This is a genomic window from Stenotrophomonas sp. 220_Sma (genome assembly GCF_056487375.1).
The window spans coordinates 4125485-4147754 of sequence record NZ_CM151348.1 but is presented as its reverse complement, the minus strand read 5'-3'; the positions used below and the strand labels follow the sequence as shown (position 1 = coordinate 4147754).

Below are 22270 nucleotides of genomic sequence, written 5' to 3'. Positions count from 1 at the left end.
TCCATACGAAACATTGCAGAATCCAAGGGCGAACTGAAAAAAGGCGGGGCCCGTACACCGGGCCCCGCCTGTGGAAACGCTGCGCCAGGCCTACTTGAAGTTGTAGCGCAGGCTGGCCATGTAGCGACGGCCCAGTGCATCCAGTACATACGGGAACGGCCCGATGTCATCGCCCACGTTGATCACCGACAACGTCACGCGCGCGGCGTCGGTGATGCGGTAGGTGACGTTGGCGTCCCAGGTGGTCCAGCTGTCGCGGTAGAAGTACTGACGGCTTTCCGGGGTATCGGTCATCGTGTACTGGGCGCGGCTGGTGTAGTTGGAGGCCACGCCGTAGTTCCAGTTGCCGATGCGATGCTGGGCCGTCCAACGGAACTGGCGCTTGGGCTCGTTGAAGCTGCCCGCCTGTTCGACGAACGGCACGTCCCGGTTCGCGGCCTGGCCACGGTTCTTCGGCATGTAGCCGTAGAAGTCCAGGTCCAGTACGCCGAAGCGCGACAGGTCCCAACGGTAGCCGACTTCGGCGGTCCAGCCACGGAACATCAGCACCGGGCCGTTGCCATACTCGGTCTTGATGCTGGTAGCCACGCCGGTGTTCGGATCACGCGTCACCAGGCTGCAGAAGCGGTTGGCGTTGGGCACGTTGGCGGCGTTGAAGTCGGCAGTGTCGAAGCAACCGGTGATGATGTCGTTGGCGCTCAGCGACGTGATCACGTTGTTGATCTTGATGTCATACCAGTCGGCGGCGACGCGCAGGCCCGGGATCCATTCTGGGGCGAACACGATGCCGGCCGTCCACGACTTCGCCGTTTCGTTCTGCAGGCGGGTGCTGCCGTTGGTCGAACCCAGCGTATTGGTCGGCTGCTGGCGGAAGGTGTTCGGATCGGCACCCGGGTAGGCGGCGAAGAACGCCTCGCAGTTGCGGCGACGCACCGCCGGATTTGAGCCGCCGCTGATGTTGTCCAGCGAGCACACTTCCGGGATGTTGTAGTAGGCCGGCTGCTGGGTGGTGTAGAGCTCGGCGATGGAGGGCGCGCGTAGTGACTGGGTCTTGTTGCCGCGCAGCTGCAGGCCGGCGATCGGTTCGTACTGGATGCCGTAGGTGAACGCATTGAACGCGCCGGCGACGGAGTTGTCGACGCGGCGGAACTTGGCGGTCAGGTCCAGGCGATGCAGGCCCGGGATATCCCAGTCGGGATTGAACAGCGGTGCCAGCACTTCGGCGAACACTTCATTGGTGTGGTACTTGCCTTCCGCCGCCTGGGTCGGCACCGAACGGCCCTGGCCCAGGCGCTGGTACTCGCTGGGGGTGAAGGAGCCTTCTTCGCGGCGGTGCTCGAAGCCGGCCGCCGCGGACAGCTCGCCGCCGGGAAGATCGAACAGGCCGCCGGATACCGACGCATTGATGACGGTCTGGCGGGTCTGCGCCTTGGCCACGGTCCGGGTGGAGACATAGTCCAGGGCTTCGCGCGACGCCTGGTTCTCGCCGAACAGATTCAGCGGGCGGCAGTTCGCATCGGCCGTGGTGCCCGGGCGGGTGGCATCACAGATGATGCGCCCGCTGGCGTCGGTGGTGACGTTGATCGCATTGATGAAGTTCTGCTGGATCAGGCCGGTGCCGAGGTAGTCGAAGTCACCGCGGCCGTGGGTGACGCTGGCTTCCCAGTTGAAGCTGCGCTTTCCGACCTCGAAGAAGCCGTTCAGGCCGAGCACCGCACGGGTCAGGCGGGTCTCGGTGCTGGCGTTGTTCATCGACAGGTCGCGCGAAGATCGCGACAGGCGGAACGAGGTGATGCCGTTGTCGGCGAGGATCTTGCGGGTTTCCGCACTGAGGAACGGATTGCTGGCGCTGAAGGTCAGTGCACCGCTGGCGGTACCGCCGCCGTCCAGGCGCGCATTGCCGAAGGACACCGCGTTGTAGACGTTCTGGTCGAGGGTTTCGCGGGCGGTCGCTTCGTATCGCGAAAGTTCGAAGAAGCCGCGCACGTTGTCGGTGAAGTCGAAGCTGCCGGTGGAGAATACCGAGCGTCGTTCGAGGTCGGCGATCAGCGGCACCGTCTCGAACAGGTTCAGGCCGTCACCGCCGGAGGCGTTGCCGCCCGCGTAGCTGGTGCCGGGATTGAACTCGACCAGCTTGCCCTCGTTGTTGAACTGCCACAGTTTGTCTTTGTTCGGGCCGAAGCCAAGGATGTCGCCCAGGCCGTTGCGCGTGTAGCTGCCGGTTGCCGGCATCACCAGGCCACCGAAGGTCATGCTGGCAATGCGCCGGTTGCGGATCCAGACCTGGTCGGGGATACCATCGCGGGGCCCGGTGTTGAACGGAATGCTGCCGTCGATGCGGCCATCATTGGTCGGCCGGCGCAGGGGCTGGGCAGTGGCATTGGCCGCCGTGGGATTGGCCTGCAGGCTGTAGCCCTGGCGGTAGAAATCGCGTTGCAGCGCGTTCACCCCATCGGCGTTGTCCAGCTCGGCGGCAACCACGATGTGGCCACGGCCATCAGCGAAGTCGGTACCGAAGATGGCCGACCAGGAGTAGCGCTCGTTGTCGTTCTTGCTGGTCCTGCCGTAGCCCAGTTCGACTTCGGCACCCTCGAACCGGTCGCGCAGGATGATGTTGTTGACGCCGGAGATCGCATCCGAGCCATAGGTGGGGGCACCGCCAACGCTCAGGCTTTCAATGCGTTGCACCATGACGCTGGGAATGGCGTTCATGTCGACCTGGATGCCCGAGCCGCCGCCGGCTCCGAAGATGGTGGGCGGCGTAGAGGTGACGAAGCGGCGTCCATTGACCAGGGTCAGCAGGCGATTGCTGCCCAGCCCGAACTTGCTGGCGAAGTTGACGCCTGCACCGAAGCCGGCCTGGTCGCCGCGCGAACTGACGCCGGCACTGACCCCGGGAATCCGGGTCAGGGCATCGATGAGGTTGGTGTCGCCATAGTTCTCGATCGATTCACGGCTGACCACCGCGGCGGGCTCGAGCGTGTCGAAACCGGCGCGGTAGATGCGCGAGCCGGTGACGGTCATCCGGTCCAGCTGCACGGGGGTCTTGCTGCTGGCGGGCTCGGCCTTCTGTTCCTGCGTGGCGGCCTGCTGCGCCATGGCCGGTGCGGCGGCCACCAGCACCAATGCCGAACCCAGCGCGACAGACAAGCGACTGCGGGCGAACAACGGTCGGTACATGATTTCTCCCTGGTCACGCCAATGTGACTCGGGGGTAAACGCGGGCGGAAGGCAGGCACCCTACGTCATGAAAAAGTAACAAATGAATCTATTTATTATTCATTCATATTCAGGGGTGATCTGTCCCTGGAGCATGCCTCGGCAGCACCAGATGGCTTCATTTGCCCCTATGTGTATACTATCCCCCAGTATAGTTCCGAGGTGGCCCCGTCATGCCGCACTCCCCCGAAGAGAAGAAGAAGGTCCTGGCCCGCGTGCGCCGCATCCGCGGCCAGTGCGATGCGCTGGATCGCGCGCTGGAAGCCGGTGCCGACTGCGGGCCGGTGCTGCAGCAGATCGCCGCCATCCGTGGCGCGGTCAACGGCCTGATGTCCGAGGTGATGGAGGCCCATCTGCGCGAGGAGTTCGGGCAACCCGCGGCCTCCGACGAACAACGCGCCGAACGCGTGCGCGACATGAGCGCGTTGATCCGCTCGTACCTGAAATAAGCATCGGCGCCATATCGCGCCGATCATCCTGCCATTCCCTTTCCGCCTGATCCTGGAGAAGCCACCATGAAGTCCCGTGCCGCCGTCGCCTTTGGTCCCGGCCAGCCGCTGCAGATCGTCGAGATCGACGTCGCCCCGCCGAAGAAGGGCGAGGTGCTGGTCAAGATCACCCACACCGGTGTCTGCCATACCGATGCCTTCACCCTGTCCGGCGATGATCCGGAAGGCCTGTTCCCGGTGGTGCTGGGCCATGAAGGCGCCGGCATCGTGGTGGAGGTCGGTGAGGGCGTGACCAGCGTCAAGCCCGGCGACCACGTGATTCCGCTGTACACCGCCGAGTGTGGCGAGTGCCTGTTCTGCAAGAGCGGCAAGACCAACCTGTGCGTGTCGGTGCGTGCCACCCAGGGCAAGGGCGTGATGCCCGACGGCACCAGCCGCTTCAGCTACAACGGCGAGCCGCTGTACCACTACATGGGTTGCTCGACCTTCAGCGAGTACACCGTGGTGGCCGAAGTCTCGCTGGCGAAGATCAACCCGGACGCGAACCCGGAGCACGTCTGCCTGCTCGGTTGCGGCGTCACCACCGGCATCGGCGCGGTGCACAACACCGCCAAGGTGCAGGAAGGCGACAGCGTGGCGGTGTTCGGCCTGGGTGGCATCGGCCTGGCGGTGATCCAGGGTGCGCGCCAGGCCAAGGCCGGCCGCATCATCGCGGTGGACACCAACCCGTCCAAGTTCGAACTGGCGCGCGAATTCGGCGCCACTGACTGCATCAACCCGAAGGACTACGACAAGCCGATCCAGCAGGTCATCGTCGAGATGACCACCTGGGGCGTGGACCACAGCTTCGAGTGCATCGGCAACGTCAACGTGATGCGCGCGGCGCTGGAATGCGCGCACCGTGGCTGGGGCCAGAGCGTGGTGATCGGCGTGGCCGGTTCGGGCCAGGAGATCTCCACCCGTCCGTTCCAGCTGGTGACCGGGCGCAAGTGGATGGGCACCGCCTTCGGCGGCGTGAAGGGCCGCAGCCAGTTGCCGGGCATGGTGGAGGACGCGATGAAGGGCGATATCGAACTGGCACCGTTCGTCACCCACACCATGGACCTGGACAAGATCAACGAAGCCTTCGACCTGATGCACGAAGGCAAGTCGATCCGGTCGGTGGTCCACTACTGAGCCGCGGCATGGGCTGGTTCGATGCCCTGCGCAGGCCGCGTGCGGAAGACCCGCGCGCGGCCCTGGTGGTTCCGATCGAGCAGGCGTTGCGTGCGCTGGGTTGGGTAGTGGGGGAGGTGGGGCCACCGCGTGCGGTGACCTCGGCCTTCGGCAGCGACGATGGCATGCCGTTCGAGCAGTGGCTTGCGCAGGTATTCCTGCCGCGCCTTCATGAAGCGCGCGCAGCCGGACAGTGGCCGCCGCGCAGCGATGTGGCCGTGGCGGCCTGGCGCAATCTTGATGGCCAGTCTGGCGTCGAATCGTTGCTGCGCCTGCTGGCGCAGCTGGATGAACGGATCAACAAAGGCATCCACGCCGCGCGTGGATAAGCCGACCAAGGTCGGCATCTACCAGAAGCACGCGTGCGCTGACGCGCCGCGCAGGAGAGCACCATGGAACGTATTGAACACCGCGCCTGTTTCGGCGGCTGGCAGGACGTCTACCGGCATCATTCCACCACGCTGGGCTGCGACATGCAGTTCGCCGTGTACCTGCCGCCGCAGGGGGAAACGCAGAAACTGCCGGTGCTGTACTGGCTGAGCGGGCTGACCTGCACCGAGCAGAACGTCATCACCAAGGCGGGCGCGCAGCGCTACGCGGCCGAGCATGGCGTGATCATCGTCGCGCCCGATACCAGCCCACGCGGCGATGACGTGGCCGATGCCGAGGGCTATGACCTGGGCAAGGGGGCGGGGTTCTACCTCAATGCCACCCGTGCACCGTGGGCGAAGCACTACCGCATGCACGACTACGTGGCGCAGGAACTGCCGGCACTGATCGAGGCGAATTTCCCGGTCACCGATGCGCGCGGCATCAGCGGCCACTCGATGGGCGGTCACGGTGCGCTGGTGATCGCGCTGCGCAACCCGGGGCGCTACCGCAGCGTGTCGGCGTTCTCGCCGATCGTTGCGCCCAGCCACGTGCCGTGGGGGCAGAAGGCCTTCCACGCCTACCTGGGCGACAACCCGGCGGACTGGGCGCAGTGGGATGCCAGCGAACTGGTCGCCGTGGCCACTGAGCGCCTGCCGTTGCTGGTCGACCAGGGCGAGGCGGACGAATTCCTGCAGACCCAGCTGCAACCGCAGCGCCTGCAGCAGGCCTGTGATGCCGCCGGCCATCCGCTGACCCTGCGCCTGCAGCCTGGTTACGACCACAGCTACTACTTCATCGCCAGTTTCATCGGCGAGCACATCGCCCACCACGCCCGCGCCCTGCACGGCTGACGGCGTTCAGGTAGTGCCGGCCGCTGGCCGGCAACCTGCAGCCCTGTGATTCCCCGGGATTGCCGGCCAGCGGCCGGCACTGCCATGGCGGGGCACGCGAAGTGTCGTATTGCCGTATTGGATCACGTGGCCGTGGCGCGGGCGGGGCTATCGTGCGTCCATACGGCCTTGCGGATCGGGGGATGCATGCCGGTAGTGCTGGCGCTGCTGTATGTGCTGTGCCACGGCCTGGTCGTGGCCCTGTGGCCGGGTCCGGCCGGTGCGGGTTCCTTCGTGTTCCTCACGGGCGCCCCGTTGCTGGCGGCGGCGGCCTGCCTGCGGCGGGCGCGCCGCGACCGTGCCGCGCTCGGCTGGCGCGCCACCGCCCTGGCGCTGCTGCTCTGGGCGGGTGGCATGGCCGTCAACATGATCGATGCGCTCGGTGCCGGCCGTGCCGATGTCACGCCGCAGGCCAGCCTGTTCCTGTATGTGCTGTACGGCGTGCCGCTGGTGTTCATCCTGGCCCGTGCACGCCGCGAGCGGCTGAGCATCAGCCTGATCGACGCGGCGATGGCCGCGTTGCTGGGCGTGCTGTTCTTCGTGCATGCGCAGTCGTTCGCCGCGCGCGTCGACATCGACGACCACGCGTTGTCCAACATGCAGCGCATGTTCGATATCCAGAATCTGTGCATTGCCGGGTTCGCGGTGGTGCGCTGGCTGGTGGGCGACGTTCCGGAGCGGCGCAACTTCTTCCGCGCGCTGGCGATCTACGCGGTGGGCTACCTGATGGTGGCGTACTACATCAACCACTACACCTCGGAACAGTCCTTCGGTGCCTACAACGATCTGCTGATCGACCTGCCGTTCCTGCTGCTGGCGTTGCTGGCGATGAGCCAGGCGCCAGCGCCGACGTTCGTGATGCACCCGAGGCTGGGCAGAACGGTGCAGGCGGCGGGGCCGATGATCCTGCCATTGCTGCTGCTGGTGGTCGGTACCCTGGTGGTCGACCATGCGCGGCCGCTGGCGGTCACTGGCTTCGTGGTGGCAACGCTGGGCTTCGGCGTGCGCAGCATCCTGTTGCAGGTGGACCTGATGGAACGGCAGGCATCGCTGGACCAGCTCGCTCGGCAGGATGGCCTGACCGGTGTGGCCAACCGGCGTGAGTTCGATGCACTGCTGCTGGCGGAATGGAACCGTGCGCGGCGCAGCGGCAGCGAGCTGGGGCTGCTGTTGCTGGACATCGACCATTTCAAGGTCTTCAACGACCGCCACGGACATCCGGCCGGGGACCGCTGCCTGCAGGCCGTGGCCACGGTCCTGAAGATCAGTGCCGGCCGTGCCGGTGACAGTGTTGCCCGTTACGGCGGCGAGGAATTTGCGGTGATCGTGCCCGGAAGCCCGCTGTCGGGCGTGCTGGCGCTGGCCGAGCGCCTGCGTGAGGCGGTGGCGGCGCTGCCACTGCCCGAAGGGTCGGTCAGTATCAGCATCGGCGTGGGCTACCTGCACCCGCCGGCTCTGGCCAGCGCCGACCAGTTGCTGGCGGATGCCGATGCCGGCCTGTACGCCGCCAAGCGTGCCGGTCGCAACCAGGTGATCCTGCATGCGCACGTGCTCGACGATGAAGGCAGTGCGCACGGCAGGATGGATTGCTGAGCGCGCCAGGTGCCCGGTCCCCGTGCGTGATTGCGCACGGGCGGCGCGGCCGGGTCAGCGCTGCCGCAACCAGCCAGTGGGATCGAGCAGCCTCAGCCCGACCGGTGACAACGAGCGCTGGCGCAACGGCAGGTTTGCCGCCTGCACGGCCATCGCACAGCGCGCCAGCTGCTGGCGCAACGGTGCCAGCGTGTCATCTTCGCGCGGGCGTGCATGCCGCCACTGGGCGATGCGCAGCAGGCAGACCAGCAGGTCCAGTTCGCTGGCCGCGATGAACGGTGAGCCAGCGGGCAGCAGGTCGATCGGGGCGGTGGGCGTGGCCAGCAGCGGCAGCAGGCCGACGAACGCGTCGCAGCCTTCGGGATCAATACCGAGGCTGCTCAGCTGGGCGAGTCCATCGGCCTGTTGATCAGGATCGTGCAGCTGGCGTATCGCCGCCAGCAGTGCCTGTTCGCCGCGGCCGAACTGGCGGCCGAAGGCGCGGTAGTTGACGCGGGTGGGAAACAACGGGGAACGGGAGGCCATGGTTGCTAGGGTTGTGGGTCGCGGGTTTCCACCAGCACGGGACAGGGCGCGTGGTCGATGGTCCATTGCCCGATCGAGGGTTCGAACAGGCGTTCCAGGCGGGACAGGTGGCGGTGGCCGATGACGATCAGGTCGCACTTCAGGCGCCGGGCCTGCTCGCTGATCACTTCGCCCGGGTCACCCGAGGGAATCTGCGCGATGGCGTCGACGCCGCGCTCGCGCAGCTCGGCCAGGGCTTCGGCCAGCACCGCTTCGGCCCGCGAGCGCTGGCGGGCGGCTTCCGGGTACTCGATGCGGTCGGCTTCGCTGGCATCGGCCGCCAGCGCGAATTCGGGGTCGAGCACGCACAGCAGGTGCAGGCGGCTGTGGGGGCCGGCGATGGCTGCGGCCAGGTCCAGCACGCGTGCGTGCTGGGGGCCACCGTCCAGGGCGACCAGCAGGGTATTGAACATGGATGTCTCCTTGGCAGGCCGGGGATGGTCGCCGATGTCACTGCGCGCACCCATGCCGTGCGCGGCAGTCAATGAATGCGTAAAACGCAATCCGCTGTGGTTACAAGTGTCGTAGATTCATCTGATTTACTGGAGACTGTCATGCCCCTGCCGGACCTGAACCTGTTGCTGGCACTGGACGTGCTGATTGACGAATGCAGCGTGGCCGCCGCCGCGCGGCGGATGAACCTGAGCGCGCCGGCGATGAGCCGTACCCTGGGCCGGATCCGCACCGCGCTGGGCGACCCGGTGCTGGTGCGTGCCGGCCGCGGTCTGGCCCCCACGCCCCGCGCGCTGCAGCTGCGTGAGCAGGTCCGCGATGTGATCGAGCAGGCCCACCGTGTGTTCAACGCCGGTCGTGAGATCGACCTGCGCACCCTGGAGCGCACCTTCAATGTCCGCGCCAATGATGTCTTCATCGGTGGATTCGGCGGACGCCTGCGTGAACTGTTCCGCCAGCAGGCGCCGCGCGCGGTGCTGCGCTTCGTGCCCGAGGGCGATACCGACGACGACGCGATGGCGCAGGGCCGGATCGACCTGTACATCAGCACCGCCGGCAAGCATGCACCCGATACCAAGGTGCAGAACCTGTTCAGTACCTCGTTCATGGGCGCCGCGCGCGAAGATCATCCGTTGTTCGATGAGGAGATCAGCGCCGAGCGTTTTGCTGCCTGCGACCACATCGCGGTGTCGCGGCGGGGGCTGCCGCGTGGCCCGATCGATGACGACCTGGCCACGCTGGGCCTGCAGCGGCGGGTGGCGCTGATCAGCCCGACCTTCCACGGCGCGATCTTCGCTGCCGCCGAGTCGGACCTGATTCTGCCGCAGATGCCGAGCGTGATGCTGGAGCGGATCGTCAGCATGCGCCTGCCGCTGCGCCTGTTCCCGCTGCCGATCCCGGTGCGCACCGCCGCCATCGTCCAGGCCTGGCACCCGCGGCTGGACAACGATGCTGCGCACCAGTGGCTGCGGCGCTCGATCAAGACCATGTGCGAAAGCGCAGGGGAGGCTCCGCGCTGACACTTTCATGCGTGCGCGTGACGCACGCCTGGGATGCGGGTTGCGCCATTTTTCGCAGGGTACCAGCTCCCTAGACTGCGCTCCCCGGAGTTTCACTGAGCGCATTCCAATGACCCCCAACATGCCGTGCACTGCACGGATCGGTGCCCGGCGATGAGTACGCCGGCCGCCGCTGTCCCGGCCGCTGCTGCGCCCCGTCCTGCCGCCGCCCCCGGGCTCGACCGCCGCGTTCTGGTCGGCCTGTGTGGCGTGCTGCTGACGGTGCTGGTGTCGGGCTTCAACGAGAACATCACCAAGGTCGCCCTGGCCGACATCCGCGGTGCGATGGGTTTCAGCGTCGATGACGGCAGCTGGATCGTCGCCCTCTACAGCGCGATGTCGGTCAGCGCGATGGCCTTCGCCCCGTGGTGTGCCGCCACCTTCTCGCTGCGCCGCTTCGCGCTGGCGATGATCGGTGGCTTCATGGTGCTGGGCGTGCTCTGCCCGCTTGCGCCGAACCTGCAGGTGTTCCTGCTGCTGCGCGCGCTGCAGGGGCTGTGTGGTGGTGCGCTGCCGCCGCTGCTGATGAGCGTGGCACTGCGCTTCCTGCCGCCCGGCATCAAGCTGTATGGCCTGGCGGGCTACGCGTTGACCGCTACCTTCGGCCCGAGCATGGGCACGCCGCTGGCCGCGTTCTGGGTCGAGCAGGTGGGCTGGCACTGGGCGTTCTGGCAGATCGTGCCGTACTGCCTGGCTGCCATGGCGATGGTCAGCTGGGGCCTGCCGCAGGACCCGCTGCGGCTGGAGCGTTTTGCCCAGTTCGATGGCGTGGGCCTGGCGCTGGGCCTGCCGGCGCTGGTGCTGCTGGTGCTGGGCCTGGTGCAGGGCCCGCGCCTGAACTGGTTCGACTCGCCGATGATCACCCTGATGATTGGTGGCGGCGCCGGCCTGATGGTGCTGTTCATGATCAATGAATGGTTCCACCCGCTGCCGTTCTTCAAGCTGCAGCTGCTGGCCAACCGCAACCTCAGCTACTCGCTGGTGACGCTGGGCGGCGTGCTGTTCGTGCTGCTGGCGGTGATCTCGATTCCCTCCGGATTCCTGGCCAGCGTGCAGGGCTACCGGCCATTGCAGACCGCACCGATGCTGCTGTGGGTGGCGCTGCCACAGGTGATCGCACTGCCGTTGGTGGCGGCGTTGTTGAACATCCGCGCAGTGGATTGCCGCTGGGTGCAGGCCACCGGCCTGGCGATGCTGGCGCTGGCCTGCTGGCTGGGCTCGCACCTGGATGTGGCCTGGATCCGCGACAACTTCCTGTGGGTACAGCTGCTGCAGGTATTCGCCCAGCCGATGGCGGTGTTGCCGCTGCTGATGCTGGCCACTGGCGGGCTGGCACCGCAGGACGGTCCGTTCGCCTCGGCGTGGTTCAACACGGTCAAGGGCTTTGCTGCCGTGCTCGCCAGCGGCGTGCTGGATGCCGTCGCCCAGGGCCGCCGTCATTTCCATTCCACCGTGCTGGTCGACCGCCTTGGCGAGCAGCCGTGGCTGGCCGAGGGCCCGCAGCTGGGCGCGCGCCTGCATGCGCAGGTGCAGGCGCTGACCTCGGCCGACCTGTACTGGGTGGTCGCGCTGGTGGCGCTGGCCTTCATTCCCCTCATTGCCTGGATGCCCACCCGCATCCATCCGCCACGTGCCGTGGCCTGAACCTTTCGCAGGAACCCCCTCATGACGATCAATCGAACCACTCTCAATACCGGCCTGGGCCTGGGCGTGCTGGCCCTGGCCATCGGTGCCTGGCTGCTGCTGCGCGACGGCGGTCACCAGACCACCAACAATGCCTATGTCGTTGCCGACTACACGCTGGTTGCGCCGAAGATTCCCGGCTTTGTCAGTGCCGTGGAAGTAGAGGACAACCAGTCGGTGAAGGCGGGCGACGTGCTTGCCCGCATCGACGACCGCGACTACCAGGTGGCCCTGCAGGCGGCCCGTGCCGACCTCGCCAACGCCCGTGCACAGCTGGCCAACGCGCAGGCCGCACTGGCCCAGCAGGACTCGCTGATCGAACAGGCCAGGGCCAGCGTCGATGTCAGCCGTTCCGAACTGACCCTGGCCAGCGCCGACCAGCAGCGTTACCGCGAACTGGCCCGTGATGGCGCCGGCACCGTGCAGAACGCACAGCAGGCGCAGTCGAAGCAGGCCGTGGCCAGTGCGCATCTGCAGCAGGGCCAGGCCGCGCTGTCGACCGCACGCCAGCGCACCGACATCCTCAGCGCTGGCGTGCAGGCCGCGCAGGCGGCGGTACAGCGTGCAGAAGCGGCGCAGGCGCGTGCCGAACTGGACCTGTCGCACACCGTGCTGCGCGCGCCGATCGACGGCATGGTCGGCCGCCGTGCGGTACGCGTGGGCGCGTACCTGACCCCGGGTACGCCGGTGGCTGCGGTGGTACCGCTGAAGCGCGCCTTCGTGGTCGCCAACTTCCAGGAAACGCAGATGACCCGCATGCAGGCCGGCCAACAGGTCGAACTGAAGGTGGACGTGTTCCCGGGCAAGCCGCTGCGCGGGCACATCGACAGCATCGCACCGGCTACCGGCGTCACCTTCGCCGCCGTCGCACCGGAAAACGCCACCGGCAACTTCACCAAGGTGGTGCAGCGCATTCCGGTGAAGATCGTGCTGGAACCGGGCCAGCCGCTGCTGGACCAGCTGCGTGCTGGCATGTCGGTGGAAGCCAGTGTTGACCTGGGCAGCCGCGCGCGCGCGCAGAGCGTGCAGCACAGTCCGGGCCACAAGAGCGGGGAGGGTGCATGAGCGCAGTCACCGTGTTCCGCACCTTCGTTGCGGCCAGCCTGTGCACGGCCCTGGCTGCCTGCACGATGGGTCCGGACTTCGTACGCCCGCAGGCGGAACTGCCCAGCCACTGGCAGGGTGAGGCGGTCGCCGGCAACGCCATCGACCAGGACGCGGCCTGGTGGGCCGGCTTCGACGATCCACTGCTGGGGCAGCTTGCCGGCCAGGTGCTCGCGGCCAACCTGGACCTGCAGCTGGCCGCCAACCGCGTGCAGCAGAGCCGCGCCGCGCGTGGCATCACCGCCGCCGATCGCCTGCCCAGCGTCAGCGCGAGCGCCAGTGGCGTGCGTGCACGCAACAGCGAGGTGGGCCTGAATGATCCGTCCGGCAACGGCGGCCGTGATGACTACGGGCTGTTCCAGGCCGGCATCGGCCTGAGCTGGGAACTGGACCTGTGGGGGCGTGTGCGCCGCCAGGTGGAAGCGGCCGACGCACGCGTGCAGATCGCCGAGGAGGATGCACACGCGGTGCGCATCGCGCTGCTGGCGGAAACCGCGCGTGATTACCTGCAGCTGCGCGCGACGCGGCAGCTGCTGGCGATCACCGAGGACAACCTCAGCATTGCCCTCGACATGAAGCGCCTGACCGAGGCACGCCAGCAACAGGGCGTGGCCAGCACGCTGCAGGTGTCCAGCGCGTCCGCGCAGGTGGCATCGCTGCAGGCCCGCATCGCGCCGCTGCGGCATCGTGAATCGCAGCTGCGCAATGCGCTGGCGTTCCTGCTGGCGCAGCCGCCGCAGGCGCTGGACGCGCAGCTGCAGGATGCACGCCGCGACTGGCCGGCGCTGCCGGCCGTAGCGGTGGGGGTGCCCAGCGAACTGGCCGAGCGTCGCCCGGACATCCGTCGTGCCGAAGCGGCACTGCATGCGGCAACCGCCGGCATCGGCGTGGCCAAGGCCAGTTTCCTGCCGCGCATCACCTTGAATGGCGACGCTGGGTTCCAGGCCAAGCAGCTGGATGATCTGGATGGGTGGAACGCGCACCGCTTCAGCATCGGGCCGTCCATCAGCGTACCGATCTTCCAGGGCGGGCGGCTGAAGGCCAACCTCGCGCTGAGCAGGCTGCAGCAGCAACAGTCGGCGCTGCAGTTCCGCCGTACCGTGCTGCGGGCCTGGCATGAAGTGGACGACGCCATCGATGGCTATGCCGCCGAGCAGCAGCGCACGGTGCAGCTGCATGTGGCGGTGGACGAGAGCGAGAGCGCACTGGGCGCGGCGCGCCGGCAGTACCAGGCTGGCGTGGTCGACATGCTGGATGTGCTGACCACCCAGCGCATCGCGCTGGACAACCAGGCCGCGCTGGCCAACAGCCAGGCCACGGCCGCGATCGCGCGGGTGGAGCTTTACCGCGCGCTGGGCGGCGGCTGGTAGTGCCGGCCGCTGGCCGGCACCTCCATGGATGTTGCGGTTGCCGGCCAGCGGCCGGCACTACCGTGTGCCCCGGTAGTTGCCAACCTTGGTTGGCAGCTCTTTTAGGAAGCGCCAACCAAGGTTGGCATCTACCAGAGCGGGGCCTTAACGTACGTCGCGCAGTTCCCAATGGTGGCCGGCCAGCAGGCGCAGGCGCTGCTTGAACACGTCACTGTCGATGCGGGTGGTGGCCACCAGGTTGATGCGCAGGTCCTTCTGCTCGCCGGTCACGGTGGCATCCGGATCGGTCACGCCCCACTGCGGTTCCACCGCGTCCGGGTCAGGCTGCTTGGCCTTCCAGCGCTCGAACAGGCTGCCATTGCGCAGCGCATCCTGCAGCTCTTCGGCGAAACCGGCGGCGCCCTGCGAATGGAAGGACAGGTCAGGGTCATTGCCGCGGGCCTTGGACGGGTCGGGCAGGCTGATGTGGTACTGCGCAGGCATGGAGTTCTCCTTGAAGTGCGGGAAGACTGGCACAACCGCGGTGGAATCGATGTGCAGATCCGCGCCGCGTCGGGGCCTCACTCGAACCGATGCGGCCCATCGGCGAAGCCCACGGTGACCGCGCCCTTGCCGACGTTGACCATGCCGGTCAGGCTCATCACCGATTCGTACACGGTCACGCCATGGGTGGCGCAGACCTCTTTCAGCTGTGCATAGCCGGGCAAGGTGCGCAGCTCTTCCAGCTCACCGCCGTAGCTGACGCACACCGTCGGTGTCATCAGCCCGGCGCGTACGCGCTGGCCAACTACCGCGAACAACTTCTGCACGGCGTTGTCGAAGCCCTTGATCTTGGCCACCGGTCCGGTCTCGCCGCGGTAACCGTGCAGCACCGGCTTGATGTCCAGCGCACTGCCCAGTGCGGCGCTGAGCAGGCCGACACTGCGGTCACCCTTGTGCCGCGCACGCGCGCGCATGTAGTACAGGTCGCGGGTGACCATGTAGCCGTGCACGTTGCTGGCCAGCTCCTCCAGCCGCTCGCGGATCTGCTGCACGCTGGCGTTGCTGTCGCGCAGGCGCACCGCTTCCACTGCGGTCACCGCCTGCGCGGCGAACAGGTTCTGGGTGTCGAGCACGCGCAGCGCGAACGGCGAGTTGTAACCCGCTGCCTGCCGCACCGGCTTGTAGTCGTTGAGGATGGCGAAGCTGGCCTGCAGCGCGTTGTCATGGATCGGGCTGCGGGTCTTGGTGATGGTCATGCAGAACACGTGGTCGTAATCGATCACCAGCTGCTGCAGGAACAGGTCGCGGATCTGGTTGACGCTGAAGGGGATGGTTTCCGCTTCAGCACCGTGTTCGGCCACGTGCGCGTGCAGGAAGCTCAGTGTGGCCTGTTCATCGCGATGATCGGCCAGCACCGCTTCGCCGATGCGTACGGTGATCGGCAGCAGCACGATGTTGTGGGTGGCGATGAAGTCCGGCGGCAGGTCGCAGGCCGAGTCGACGACGATTCCGATGCGCATCCGCGGCTCCCCCTCCAGGGCGGTTGTAGGTTCGGAAACGTGAAATCTATCTCAAATCCCAGCCGGGCGCGCGAGGGAAACGCGCCACGCCCTGTTCAGCGACTGCGCTGCACCGCCACCGGCAGGGTGGCCAGGCGCTGCCATTCGGGCTGCCGCAGCAGGCCCGGATCGGCCAGCACCGCCGCCATCAGCGGGTGCGCGTCGTTGCCCCAGAACAGCTCCTCATCGATAGCCAGGGTCGGCACACCGAACACCCCGGCGCCAATTGCGGCCTCGGTGTTACGGCGTAGCTGCTCCTTCACCGCCGGGTCGGCGATGGCGCTGGCGACATCGTCAATACCCAGCTGTGCGGCCGGTTCGCGCAGGGCGTCAGGGTTGTCGGCCGCGTTGCCGTCGCGCCAGATCCAGTCGAACAGGACGTCCACCGCCTGCACGCTGGCACCGGCGGCCAGGCACAGGCGCAGGGCGGGCAGCGGGTTGAACGGATGGCCGGGCGGGAATCGCAGCGGTGTGCCCTCGGCCTGCGCGGTCCACAACAGCTGGCGGTAGATGAAGCGGCGCTTGGCCGGAATCTCGGCCGGCCCGAGGTTGCCCAGGTGATGCAGCACCGCACCGAAGGCAATCGGCACGGTCTGGATCTGCGCGAACTGCGGCAGCTGCTTCAGCTTCTGCCAGTGCAGGTAGGAGTAGGGCGAGATGAGGTCGAAGTACCAGCGCAGTGTCGCCATCGGTGTGTCCTCGTGTGCGGTCAGGGCTGCGCGTTGCGCTGCAGGTAGCGGTCACGCAGTTCGGTCTGGCGCGAGCGCATCGGCATCGCACGGCCGCCCAGCCAGACCTGCTCGGCATAGTGCGCCACGTCCAGCGGATCGCCCTCCCACAGCACTAGGTCGGCGCGCTTGCCGGGCTCGATGCTGCCGATCTGGTCGGCCACCCCGAACGCCTGTGCAGGCACCCGGGTCAGCCCGGCCAGGCCATCGGCCCACGGCAGGCCGTTGGCCACCGCGTTGCCGGCCAGCTGGCGCATCTTGCGCGCGTTGTGGGTGGCGTCGCCGCGCTGCACGAACGACACCGGCACGCCGGCACGCTGCAGGCGCGCGGCGTTTTCCAGGGTGGCGCCGATCTGGTCGAAGCTGGCCGGCAGGTTGGCCAGCACGTCGACGAACACCGGTACGTGCGCAGCGGCCAGCTCTGGGGCTACCTGCCAGGCTTCGCTGGCACCGGCGATGGCGATCTTCACCTTTTCGCGGGTGGCCCAGCGCAGCAGCTGGCGGATATCGGAGGCGCGATCCACCTCCACCACGATGCGGCCCTGGCCGGCCAGGTAGCGACTGAGTGTGCGGCGTCCGGCCGGGGTCAGCAGCGCGTGCGGCGAGTCCGCAGCCACCTGTCCGCGTGCTTCGTCGATCATCTGCTGCAACAGCATCCATTGCGCGGCGCGCGAATGCCCGGTCAGTTCGGAGGCGGCCGCGCCGATGCGCAGGAACAGGGCACGCGGGCCGATCGGGTCGGCGCTGCCGTCCAGCCGCATCACGCCGCCCTGGCCGGCCACGAAACCACCGCCGGTGGCAGCGCCCAGCGCAGTGAAGCCGATGCCTTCCAGCCGCGTGACCGGAATCAGCACTGAGGCCGGGTTGTAGGCGAGGGTGACGTCGAATTCCGGCCGCAGTGGCTGCTCACCGAGCTTCAGAGAACTGTCCACCGTGCTCGATTCACCGGAAACTTCTTCGATGCCAGTCTCGGTGATGCCACCGAACAGTGCCGGTGTCAGGGGACGGCCATTGGCCTCGACCACGCTGGCGCCGGCCGGCGCCGACAGGCCGTTGCCCACCGCACGGATGATGCCGCCCTGCACCAGCACGTCCGCGTTCTGCAGGCTGCCACGTGCGCTGGCGGTGTGCACCGTTGCGTTGCGCACCAGCAGGTCCTGCGCCGATGCCGTGGTTGCCAGCAACAGCAACGCCACCAGGGTAGCGCCGTGCCATGCCCGGCGACGCTTGTTCAACACGCCCATCAGCGCACCTCCTGGCCAAGCTGGAAATCGGAACGCGGCGTCGCTGCCGGTGCACTGCGGTCGTACAACCTGCGGCCATCAATGAAGACCTGCTCGGCCAGCGCGTACGAGCTGAAGGGATTGCCGTTCCAGACCACCACATCGGCCATCTTGCCGACCTCCAGGGTGCCGGTCTGGCCTTCAATGCCCAGTGCCTTGGCGGCGTTGGCGGTCATCCAGGTGATGGCATGTTCGGGCGTGATCTCCGGCATGCGCGCGCGGCGCGCGGACGCCATCACCTTGGCCGCTTCCTGGTTCAGGCGCTGGATGCCTTCGGGTGAGTCGGAGTGGACGATGGCGCAGCTGTTCTTCGGCCGGTCGACCAGCGCGATGTTCTCCGGGATACCGTCGAAGGCTTCCATCTTGAAGCCCCACCAGTCGGCCCACAGCGCACCGCAGACGCCGTCGGCGGCCAGCCGGTCGGCCAGCTTGTAGGCCTCCACGCCGTGGTGGAAGGCGGCTACCTTGAAGCCGAATTCCTTGGCCAGATCGAGCATGGTGGCCATCTCGTCGGCGCGGTAGCAGTGGATGTGCACGCGGATGTCGCCTTCGATCGCACCGGCCAGCGTGTCCAGCTTGAGATCGCGCTTGCCGCCGGCATCACCGGCGCTGTCGCCCTTGTCGCTGCCGAACCAACCCTTGCGCTTGGCCGGCTTCGGCTTGTTCTTGGCGATGTAGTCGGCGGCATCGATGAAGGCGGCGCGGTAGCCGGCCACGTTGCCCATGCGCGTGGCTGGGGTCACGCCCTTGCCTTCGCCATAGACCCGCTTGGGGTTCTCGCCGCAGGCCATCTTCAGGCCCCAGGGTGCACCGGGGAACTTCATCGCCTGGTAGGTCACCGCGGGTACGTTCTTGAGGGTCACGCCGCGGCCACCCACCAGATTGGCCGAGCCCGGCAGCACCTGCATGCTGGTCACGCCGCCGGCCAGTGCGGTGGCGAAGCCCGGGTCCTGCGGCCACACCGAGTGCTCGGCCCAGACGTTGGCGGTGACCGGCGCGGTCATCTCGTTGCCGTCGCTGTGCGCGCCGACGCCGGGGCTGGGGTACACGCCCAGGTGCGAGTGCACGTCGATCAGGCCAGGGGTGACCCACTTGCCCTGCGCATCGATGCGGGTGACACCGGCATCGGCCTGCAGCTGGCGGCCAACGGCGACGATGCGGCCCTCGCGCAGCAGCACGTCGGCATTGTCCAGGCGCTGGCCGGTGCCGGTCAGCACGGTGGCGTTCTGGATCAGCACCGGCGCATCGGGATGCGCCTGGTAGGTGCTGGGGTAGGGATCGGCGACGAAGCGCGAGGCGCCCACCGCCGGAGCCGTGCTCAATGAAAGCAGTGCCAGGGCTACCCCGGCGCGCAACAACGTCGATGCCATGCAGTTCCCCTTGCAGCTGGTCCAACCGTCGACGCTAGCCCGGAGGCAGCGGGCTTGCCAAGTGACCTTCTTCACAGGCCTGCCGGCGGTGGCTCGACGGCACCGGCCGGGTGGCTGAAAATACCCGGTCCCCCGCCGTACCGGACTGCCCATGAAGAGCAAGCAGGAAATCGTCGACAACTGGCTGCCGCGCTATACCGGCGTACCGCTGGACCAGTTCGGCCAGCACATTCTGCTGACCAACTTCGGCGGCTACCTGCATACGTTTTCCGAGCTGACCGGCGCGCCGGTCATCGGCCTGGACCGGCCGATGGCCAGTGCCACCATCGATGGCATCACCATGATCAACTTCGGCATGGGCAGTCCCAATGCCGCGATCATCATGGACCTGCTGTCGGCGGTGATGCCCAAGGCGGTGCTGTTCCTGGGCAAGTGCGGTGGTCTCAAGCGCAAGAACCAGCTGGGCGACCTGGTGCTGCCGATCGCGGCGATCCGTGGCGAGGGTACCTCGGGCGACTACCTGCCGCCGGAAGTACCGGCGCTGCCGGCCTTCGCGCTTCAGCGTGCGGTTTCGACCATGATCCGCGACCTCGGCCACGATTACTGGACCGGCACCGTCTACACCACCAACCGCCGGGTCTGGGAGCACGACGAGGCCTTCAAGGAGCGGCTGCGGGCAATGCGCTGCATGGCCATCGACATGGAAACGGCCACGGTGTTCGCCGCCGGCTTCGCCAACCACATCCCCAGCGGCGCGCTGCTGCTGGTTTCGGACCAGCCGATGATCCCGGACGGGGTCAAGACCGAGGCCTCCGATGCCAAGGTCAGCTCCCAGTTCGTGGAAAACCATATCCAGATCGGCATCGAGGCGCTTAAGCTTATCCGGCGCAACGGCAAGTCGGTCCGCCACCTGCGCTTCGACGAATGATGATGAAGGCCGGGCGCGGGGCGTCCGGGCCTGGGAGTAGGTAATGGACGTTGCCGCGCAAGTGGTGGAATTCTGGAAGGAGGCGGGCCCTGCGAAGTGGTTCGCCCGCGACGACGCGTTCGACGCGCAGTTCCGCCAGTTGTTTCTGGATGAGCATTTCGCCGCCGCTTCGCGCGGGCGCGAGCATTGGCTGGGCAGTGCCGAAGGGGCGCTGGCCCTGATGCTGCTGCTGGACCAGTTCCCGCGCAACTGCTTCCGGGGCTCTGCCCATTCCTACGCCACCGATGGCCTGGCCCGGCATTACGCCATGCGTGCCATCGAGGAGGGCCTGGACCTGCAGCTGGTGCCGAAGCTGCGCGCCTTCATCTACCTGCCGTTCGAGCACTCCGAGGATCCGCTGGACCAGGACCGCTCGGTGGCGATGTTCGACGTGCTGGGTGACAAGGAATACCTGCAGTACGCCGAACTGCACCGCGACATCATCCGCCGTTTCGGGCGCTTCCCGCATCGCAACGCCGTGCTGGGCCGCATCCCCACGCCGGAAGAACTGGATTACCTGGCCGAAGGCGGGTTCGCCGGCTAAGAAAAAGGGGACGGAGGGGATTAAGTCGTTTGAGGCACAAACGACTTAATCCCCTCCGTCCCCTTTTTCAGTGCCGATCAGTACTTCGGCACGCCGTTGTCCACGTCTTCCGACCAGGCGTTGATGCCGCCGGTGACGTTGAACACCTTGGTGAAGCCGAGGGCGCGGAACTGCTCGGCGGCCTGCGCGCTGCGGCCACCGTGGTGGCACATGAAGGCCAGTGCGGTGTCCTTCGGCAGGGCTTCCAGCGCGGCGCGGCCGTTGCCGTCGAAGCTCTTGAACGGTACGCCGACGGCTGCGATGGCGCGCTCGTCGGCCGGGCGCACGTCCACCAGGGTGATGTTGCCGGCGCGCACCAGGTCGTCGGCATCGCGCACGCTGATTTCCTGTACCGGCTTCGGCGCGTTCGGGTTGTCGATGGCCAGGCCCTTGCCGCGGATGTCGTCCACCCAGTCGATGGTGATGCCGTTGGCGCGACGGGCGCTGGCCAGGTCGAACTGCACGCGCAGGCCGTTGGACTCGGCGGCAATCGCGCCTTCGTCGTGCGGGGCCAGCTGGAAGTTCGGCTGGAAACCGGCGTCGATGGACAGCTGCAGGGCCGCGCCCGGGGCATCGGCCAGCGCGCCCTTGAGCATTTCCACGGCTGCCGGGGTGACGGTGATGCTCGGCGGGGTACGGTCCGGCGCAGCCAGGCCCAGCACGCTGCTCAGCTCGCCGCTGGCGGCCATCTGCAGCACGATGTCGCTGCCGCCGACCAGTTCGCCGTCGATGTACAGCTGCGGGATGGTCGGCCAGTCGCCGTAGGCCTTGATACCCTCACGGATTTCCTGGTCGGCCAGCACGTTGACGTGGGCGAACTCGACGCCGAGGTCCTGCAGGGCGCCCACGGCCTTGGCCGAGAAACCACACTGCGGCATCGACGGCTGGCCCTTCATGAACAGCACGACGCGGTTGGCGTTGAGGATGGATTCGATGCGCGAACGCAGGGCGGGATCGAGGGACATGGACGTCGGGTTTCCGGGAATTCGAATCATCAATTCTAACCCCCATGGCATCATGGGGGATGAGCAACGCAGGAACATTGCATCGCATCCCGGCCCGCCCCTGGCGCTGGCTGCCCTGGCTGGTGGCGTCGCAGCTGGCCGTGATCCTGGTCTGGGCCCTGGCCGGCTGGCACTGGGGGCTGCCACTGATGGTGGCCAGCCACGCATTGTTCATGGTGCCGGTGTTCCTGCCCAACAGCCGCTTCTATGCGCCGGTGCTGAGCCGGCTGCCGGAGGCCGGCAACACGGTATGGCTGACGATCGATGACGGTCCTGGCCCGGAAACCCGCGCCGTGCTCGACCTGCTGGACCGCCACCAGGCGCGCGCCACCTTCTTCCTGGTGGGCGAACGTGCGCTGGCGCAGCCGGAACTGGTCGCCGAGATCCTGCGCCGTGGCCACGACCTGGGCAATCACAGCCACAGCCACCCGCAGGCGCGCTTCTGGCGGCTGGGCCCGGCGGCGATGCGCGCCGAGATCGAGGGCTGCCAGCATGCCCTGCAGGCGGTAAGCGGCCAGCCGGTGCGCTGGTACCGCTCGGTGGTGGGCATGACCAATCCGTTCGTGGCGCCGGTGCTGCAGCGGTTGGGGCTGGTCCGGGTGGGCTGGAGCGCGCGCGGCTACGACGGCGTCGGCTGCACGCCGGACGGCGTGCTGGCACGGCTGCTGCCGGACCTGCGCCCGGGCGCGATCGTGCTGCTGCACGAAGGTGCCGCCCATGGGCACAACCTGGTGATCATCGAGCGCGTGCTGCAGGCGCTGGACGAGCGCGGGCTGAAGGCGCAGCTGCCGGCCGGATAACCGGTAGCGCCGGGCCACGCCCGG

At 67.5% G+C, this 22270-nt stretch carries 21 protein-coding genes; 12 read left to right on the top strand and 9 right to left on the bottom strand.

Going from position 1 to position 22270, the window contains the following annotated elements; translation table 11 throughout:
• Positions 1–90: 90 nt before the first annotated feature.
• Positions 91–3180 carry a TonB-dependent receptor domain-containing protein gene (locus ACZLIB_RS19340; protein ID WP_121504397.1) on the bottom strand — a complete coding sequence of 1030 codons (3090 nt, stop codon included), beginning with the start codon at positions 3178–3180 and terminating at the stop codon, positions 91–93.
• A gap of 212 nt (positions 3181–3392) precedes the next feature.
• Here ACZLIB_RS19340 and frmR point away from each other — a divergent pair, with 212 nt between their 5' ends.
• The 5 genes from frmR to ACZLIB_RS19315 all read left to right on the top strand — a co-directional run bounded on the left by frmR (position 3393) and on the right by ACZLIB_RS19315 (position 7738).
• Complete coding sequence (gene frmR / locus ACZLIB_RS19335; RefSeq protein ID WP_005411009.1) at positions 3393–3668, top strand: formaldehyde-responsive transcriptional repressor FrmR; 276 nt, start codon at positions 3393–3395, stop codon at positions 3666–3668.
• Positions 3669–3734: 66 nt separating this feature from the next.
• On the top strand, positions 3735–4844 hold the full coding sequence (locus ACZLIB_RS19330; RefSeq protein ID WP_012512082.1) for an S-(hydroxymethyl)glutathione dehydrogenase/class III alcohol dehydrogenase: 1110 nt from the start codon (positions 3735–3737) through the stop codon (positions 4842–4844).
• A gap of 8 nt (positions 4845–4852) precedes the next feature.
• A complete protein-coding gene (locus ACZLIB_RS19325) occupies positions 4853–5212 on the top strand; it encodes a YqcC family protein (protein ID WP_478468454.1) in 360 nt (119 codons plus the stop codon).
• 63 nt (positions 5213–5275) lie between these two features.
• Positions 5276–6106, top strand: coding sequence for an S-formylglutathione hydrolase (fghA, locus tag ACZLIB_RS19320; RefSeq protein WP_049400259.1), 831 nt, complete (start codon positions 5276–5278; stop codon positions 6104–6106).
• A gap of 186 nt (positions 6107–6292) precedes the next feature.
• Positions 6293–7738 carry a GGDEF domain-containing protein gene (locus tag ACZLIB_RS19315; protein ID WP_423162507.1) on the top strand — a complete coding sequence of 482 codons (1446 nt, stop codon included), beginning with the start codon at positions 6293–6295 and terminating at the stop codon, positions 7736–7738.
• A gap of 54 nt (positions 7739–7792) precedes the next feature.
• Here the strand turns inward: ACZLIB_RS19315 and ACZLIB_RS19310 are convergent, their stop codons facing one another.
• Together ACZLIB_RS19310 and ACZLIB_RS19305 are read right to left on the bottom strand one after the other, a co-directional pair.
• Positions 7793–8263, bottom strand: coding sequence for a hypothetical protein (locus ACZLIB_RS19310; protein WP_049400257.1), 471 nt, complete (start codon positions 8261–8263; stop codon positions 7793–7795).
• Between the two features lie 5 nt (positions 8264–8268).
• Positions 8269–8715: a universal stress protein gene (locus ACZLIB_RS19305; protein ID WP_032129880.1), complete on the bottom strand. Its 447-nt coding sequence runs from the start codon at positions 8713–8715 to the stop codon at positions 8269–8271.
• Positions 8716–8856: 141 nt separating this feature from the next.
• Between ACZLIB_RS19305 and ACZLIB_RS19300 the strand changes: the two genes are divergently transcribed.
• The 4 genes from ACZLIB_RS19300 (at position 8857) to ACZLIB_RS19285 (ending at position 13970) form a co-directional block, all read left to right on the top strand.
• Positions 8857–9774 (top strand): LysR family transcriptional regulator, encoded by a 918-nt coding sequence (locus ACZLIB_RS19300; protein WP_032129879.1) that lies wholly within the window; start codon positions 8857–8859, stop codon positions 9772–9774.
• Between the two features lie 153 nt (positions 9775–9927).
• Complete coding sequence (locus tag ACZLIB_RS19295; protein WP_478468452.1) at positions 9928–11457, top strand: MFS transporter; 1530 nt, start codon at positions 9928–9930, stop codon at positions 11455–11457.
• Between the two features lie 21 nt (positions 11458–11478).
• Positions 11479–12561, top strand: a complete 1083-nt coding sequence (locus ACZLIB_RS19290) for an HlyD family secretion protein (protein WP_006384446.1) — start codon at positions 11479–11481, stop codon at positions 12559–12561.
• Positions 12558–13970 carry an efflux transporter outer membrane subunit gene (locus ACZLIB_RS19285; RefSeq protein ID WP_478468450.1) on the top strand — a complete coding sequence of 471 codons (1413 nt, stop codon included), beginning with the start codon at positions 12558–12560 and terminating at the stop codon, positions 13968–13970. Before ACZLIB_RS19290 ends, ACZLIB_RS19285 begins: the two co-directional genes overlap by 4 nt.
• Positions 13971–14114: 144 nt before the next feature.
• On the opposite strand, the gene ACZLIB_RS19280 is transcribed toward ACZLIB_RS19285, so the two are convergent.
• The 5 genes from ACZLIB_RS19280 to ACZLIB_RS19260 form a co-directional block, all read right to left on the bottom strand.
• Entirely contained in the window at positions 14115–14453 is a 339-nt protein-coding gene (locus tag ACZLIB_RS19280; protein WP_032129876.1) for a hypothetical protein, read from the bottom strand.
• 77 nt (positions 14454–14530) lie between these two features.
• Positions 14531–15472: a DegV family protein gene (locus tag ACZLIB_RS19275; RefSeq protein ID WP_032129875.1), complete on the bottom strand. Its 942-nt coding sequence runs from the start codon at positions 15470–15472 to the stop codon at positions 14531–14533.
• A 95-nt stretch (positions 15473–15567) separates the two neighbouring features.
• A complete protein-coding gene (locus ACZLIB_RS19270) occupies positions 15568–16200 on the bottom strand; it encodes a DsbA family protein (RefSeq protein ID WP_478468449.1) in 633 nt (210 codons plus the stop codon).
• A gap of 20 nt (positions 16201–16220) precedes the next feature.
• Complete coding sequence (locus ACZLIB_RS19265; protein ID WP_478468447.1) at positions 16221–17483, bottom strand: amidohydrolase family protein; 1263 nt, start codon at positions 17481–17483, stop codon at positions 16221–16223.
• Positions 17483–18892, bottom strand: coding sequence for an amidohydrolase (locus ACZLIB_RS19260; RefSeq protein WP_317218047.1), 1410 nt, complete (start codon positions 18890–18892; stop codon positions 17483–17485). Before ACZLIB_RS19260 ends, ACZLIB_RS19265 begins: the two co-directional genes overlap by 1 nt.
• 151 nt (positions 18893–19043) lie before the next feature.
• On the opposite strand from ACZLIB_RS19260, the gene ACZLIB_RS19255 reads away from it, so the two are divergent.
• Together ACZLIB_RS19255 and ACZLIB_RS19250 are read left to right on the top strand one after the other, a co-directional pair.
• Positions 19044–19820, top strand: coding sequence for an AMP nucleosidase (locus ACZLIB_RS19255; protein ID WP_005414446.1), 777 nt, complete (start codon positions 19044–19046; stop codon positions 19818–19820).
• A gap of 43 nt (positions 19821–19863) precedes the next feature.
• Complete coding sequence (locus ACZLIB_RS19250; RefSeq protein ID WP_182266680.1) at positions 19864–20403, top strand: DUF924 family protein; 540 nt, start codon at positions 19864–19866, stop codon at positions 20401–20403.
• A gap of 77 nt (positions 20404–20480) precedes the next feature.
• On the opposite strand, the gene grxD is transcribed toward ACZLIB_RS19250, so the two are convergent.
• A complete protein-coding gene (grxD, locus tag ACZLIB_RS19245; RefSeq protein ID WP_049421809.1) occupies positions 20481–21407 on the bottom strand; it encodes a Grx4 family monothiol glutaredoxin in 927 nt (308 codons plus the stop codon).
• A 59-nt stretch (positions 21408–21466) separates the two neighbouring features.
• Between grxD and ACZLIB_RS19240 the strand changes: the two genes are divergently transcribed.
• The gene (locus tag ACZLIB_RS19240) at positions 21467–22246 is read left to right on the top strand and encodes a polysaccharide deacetylase family protein (RefSeq protein WP_478468446.1); all 780 of its coding nucleotides are present in this window, start codon (positions 21467–21469) and stop codon (positions 22244–22246) included.
• The last annotated feature ends 24 nt before the right edge of the window (positions 22247–22270 follow it).

What these genes read in the sequence shown, in the direction of transcription:
- ACZLIB_RS19340 (WP_121504397.1), bottom strand. Translation starts at nt 3,180, where the DNA reads ATGTACCGACCGTTGTTCGCCCGCAGTCGCTTGTCTGTCGCGCTGGGT.
- frmR (WP_005411009.1), top strand. Translation starts at nt 3,393, where the DNA reads ATGCCGCACTCCCCCGAAGAGAAGAAGAAGGTCCTGGCCCGCGTGCGC.
- ACZLIB_RS19330 (WP_012512082.1), top strand. Translation starts at nt 3,735, where the DNA reads ATGAAGTCCCGTGCCGCCGTCGCCTTTGGTCCCGGCCAGCCGCTGCAG.
- ACZLIB_RS19325 (WP_478468454.1), top strand. Translation starts at nt 4,853, where the DNA reads ATGGGCTGGTTCGATGCCCTGCGCAGGCCGCGTGCGGAAGACCCGCGC.
- fghA (WP_049400259.1), top strand. Translation starts at nt 5,276, where the DNA reads ATGGAACGTATTGAACACCGCGCCTGTTTCGGCGGCTGGCAGGACGTC.
- ACZLIB_RS19315 (WP_423162507.1), top strand. Translation starts at nt 6,293, where the DNA reads ATGCCGGTAGTGCTGGCGCTGCTGTATGTGCTGTGCCACGGCCTGGTC.
- ACZLIB_RS19310 (WP_049400257.1), bottom strand. Translation starts at nt 8,263, where the DNA reads ATGGCCTCCCGTTCCCCGTTGTTTCCCACCCGCGTCAACTACCGCGCC.
- ACZLIB_RS19305 (WP_032129880.1), bottom strand. Translation starts at nt 8,715, where the DNA reads ATGTTCAATACCCTGCTGGTCGCCCTGGACGGTGGCCCCCAGCACGCA.
- ACZLIB_RS19300 (WP_032129879.1), top strand. Translation starts at nt 8,857, where the DNA reads ATGCCCCTGCCGGACCTGAACCTGTTGCTGGCACTGGACGTGCTGATT.
- ACZLIB_RS19295 (WP_478468452.1), top strand. Translation starts at nt 9,928, where the DNA reads ATGAGTACGCCGGCCGCCGCTGTCCCGGCCGCTGCTGCGCCCCGTCCT.
- ACZLIB_RS19290 (WP_006384446.1), top strand. Translation starts at nt 11,479, where the DNA reads ATGACGATCAATCGAACCACTCTCAATACCGGCCTGGGCCTGGGCGTG.
- ACZLIB_RS19285 (WP_478468450.1), top strand. Translation starts at nt 12,558, where the DNA reads ATGAGCGCAGTCACCGTGTTCCGCACCTTCGTTGCGGCCAGCCTGTGC.
- ACZLIB_RS19280 (WP_032129876.1), bottom strand. Translation starts at nt 14,453, where the DNA reads ATGCCTGCGCAGTACCACATCAGCCTGCCCGACCCGTCCAAGGCCCGC.
- ACZLIB_RS19275 (WP_032129875.1), bottom strand. Translation starts at nt 15,472, where the DNA reads ATGCGCATCGGAATCGTCGTCGACTCGGCCTGCGACCTGCCGCCGGAC.
- ACZLIB_RS19270 (WP_478468449.1), bottom strand. Translation starts at nt 16,200, where the DNA reads ATGGCGACACTGCGCTGGTACTTCGACCTCATCTCGCCCTACTCCTAC.
- ACZLIB_RS19265 (WP_478468447.1), bottom strand. Translation starts at nt 17,483, where the DNA reads ATGGGCGTGTTGAACAAGCGTCGCCGGGCATGGCACGGCGCTACCCTG.
- ACZLIB_RS19260 (WP_317218047.1), bottom strand. Translation starts at nt 18,892, where the DNA reads ATGGCATCGACGTTGTTGCGCGCCGGGGTAGCCCTGGCACTGCTTTCA.
- ACZLIB_RS19255 (WP_005414446.1), top strand. Translation starts at nt 19,044, where the DNA reads ATGAAGAGCAAGCAGGAAATCGTCGACAACTGGCTGCCGCGCTATACC.
- ACZLIB_RS19250 (WP_182266680.1), top strand. Translation starts at nt 19,864, where the DNA reads ATGGACGTTGCCGCGCAAGTGGTGGAATTCTGGAAGGAGGCGGGCCCT.
- grxD (WP_049421809.1), bottom strand. Translation starts at nt 21,407, where the DNA reads ATGTCCCTCGATCCCGCCCTGCGTTCGCGCATCGAATCCATCCTCAAC.
- ACZLIB_RS19240 (WP_478468446.1), top strand. Translation starts at nt 21,467, where the DNA reads ATGAGCAACGCAGGAACATTGCATCGCATCCCGGCCCGCCCCTGGCGC.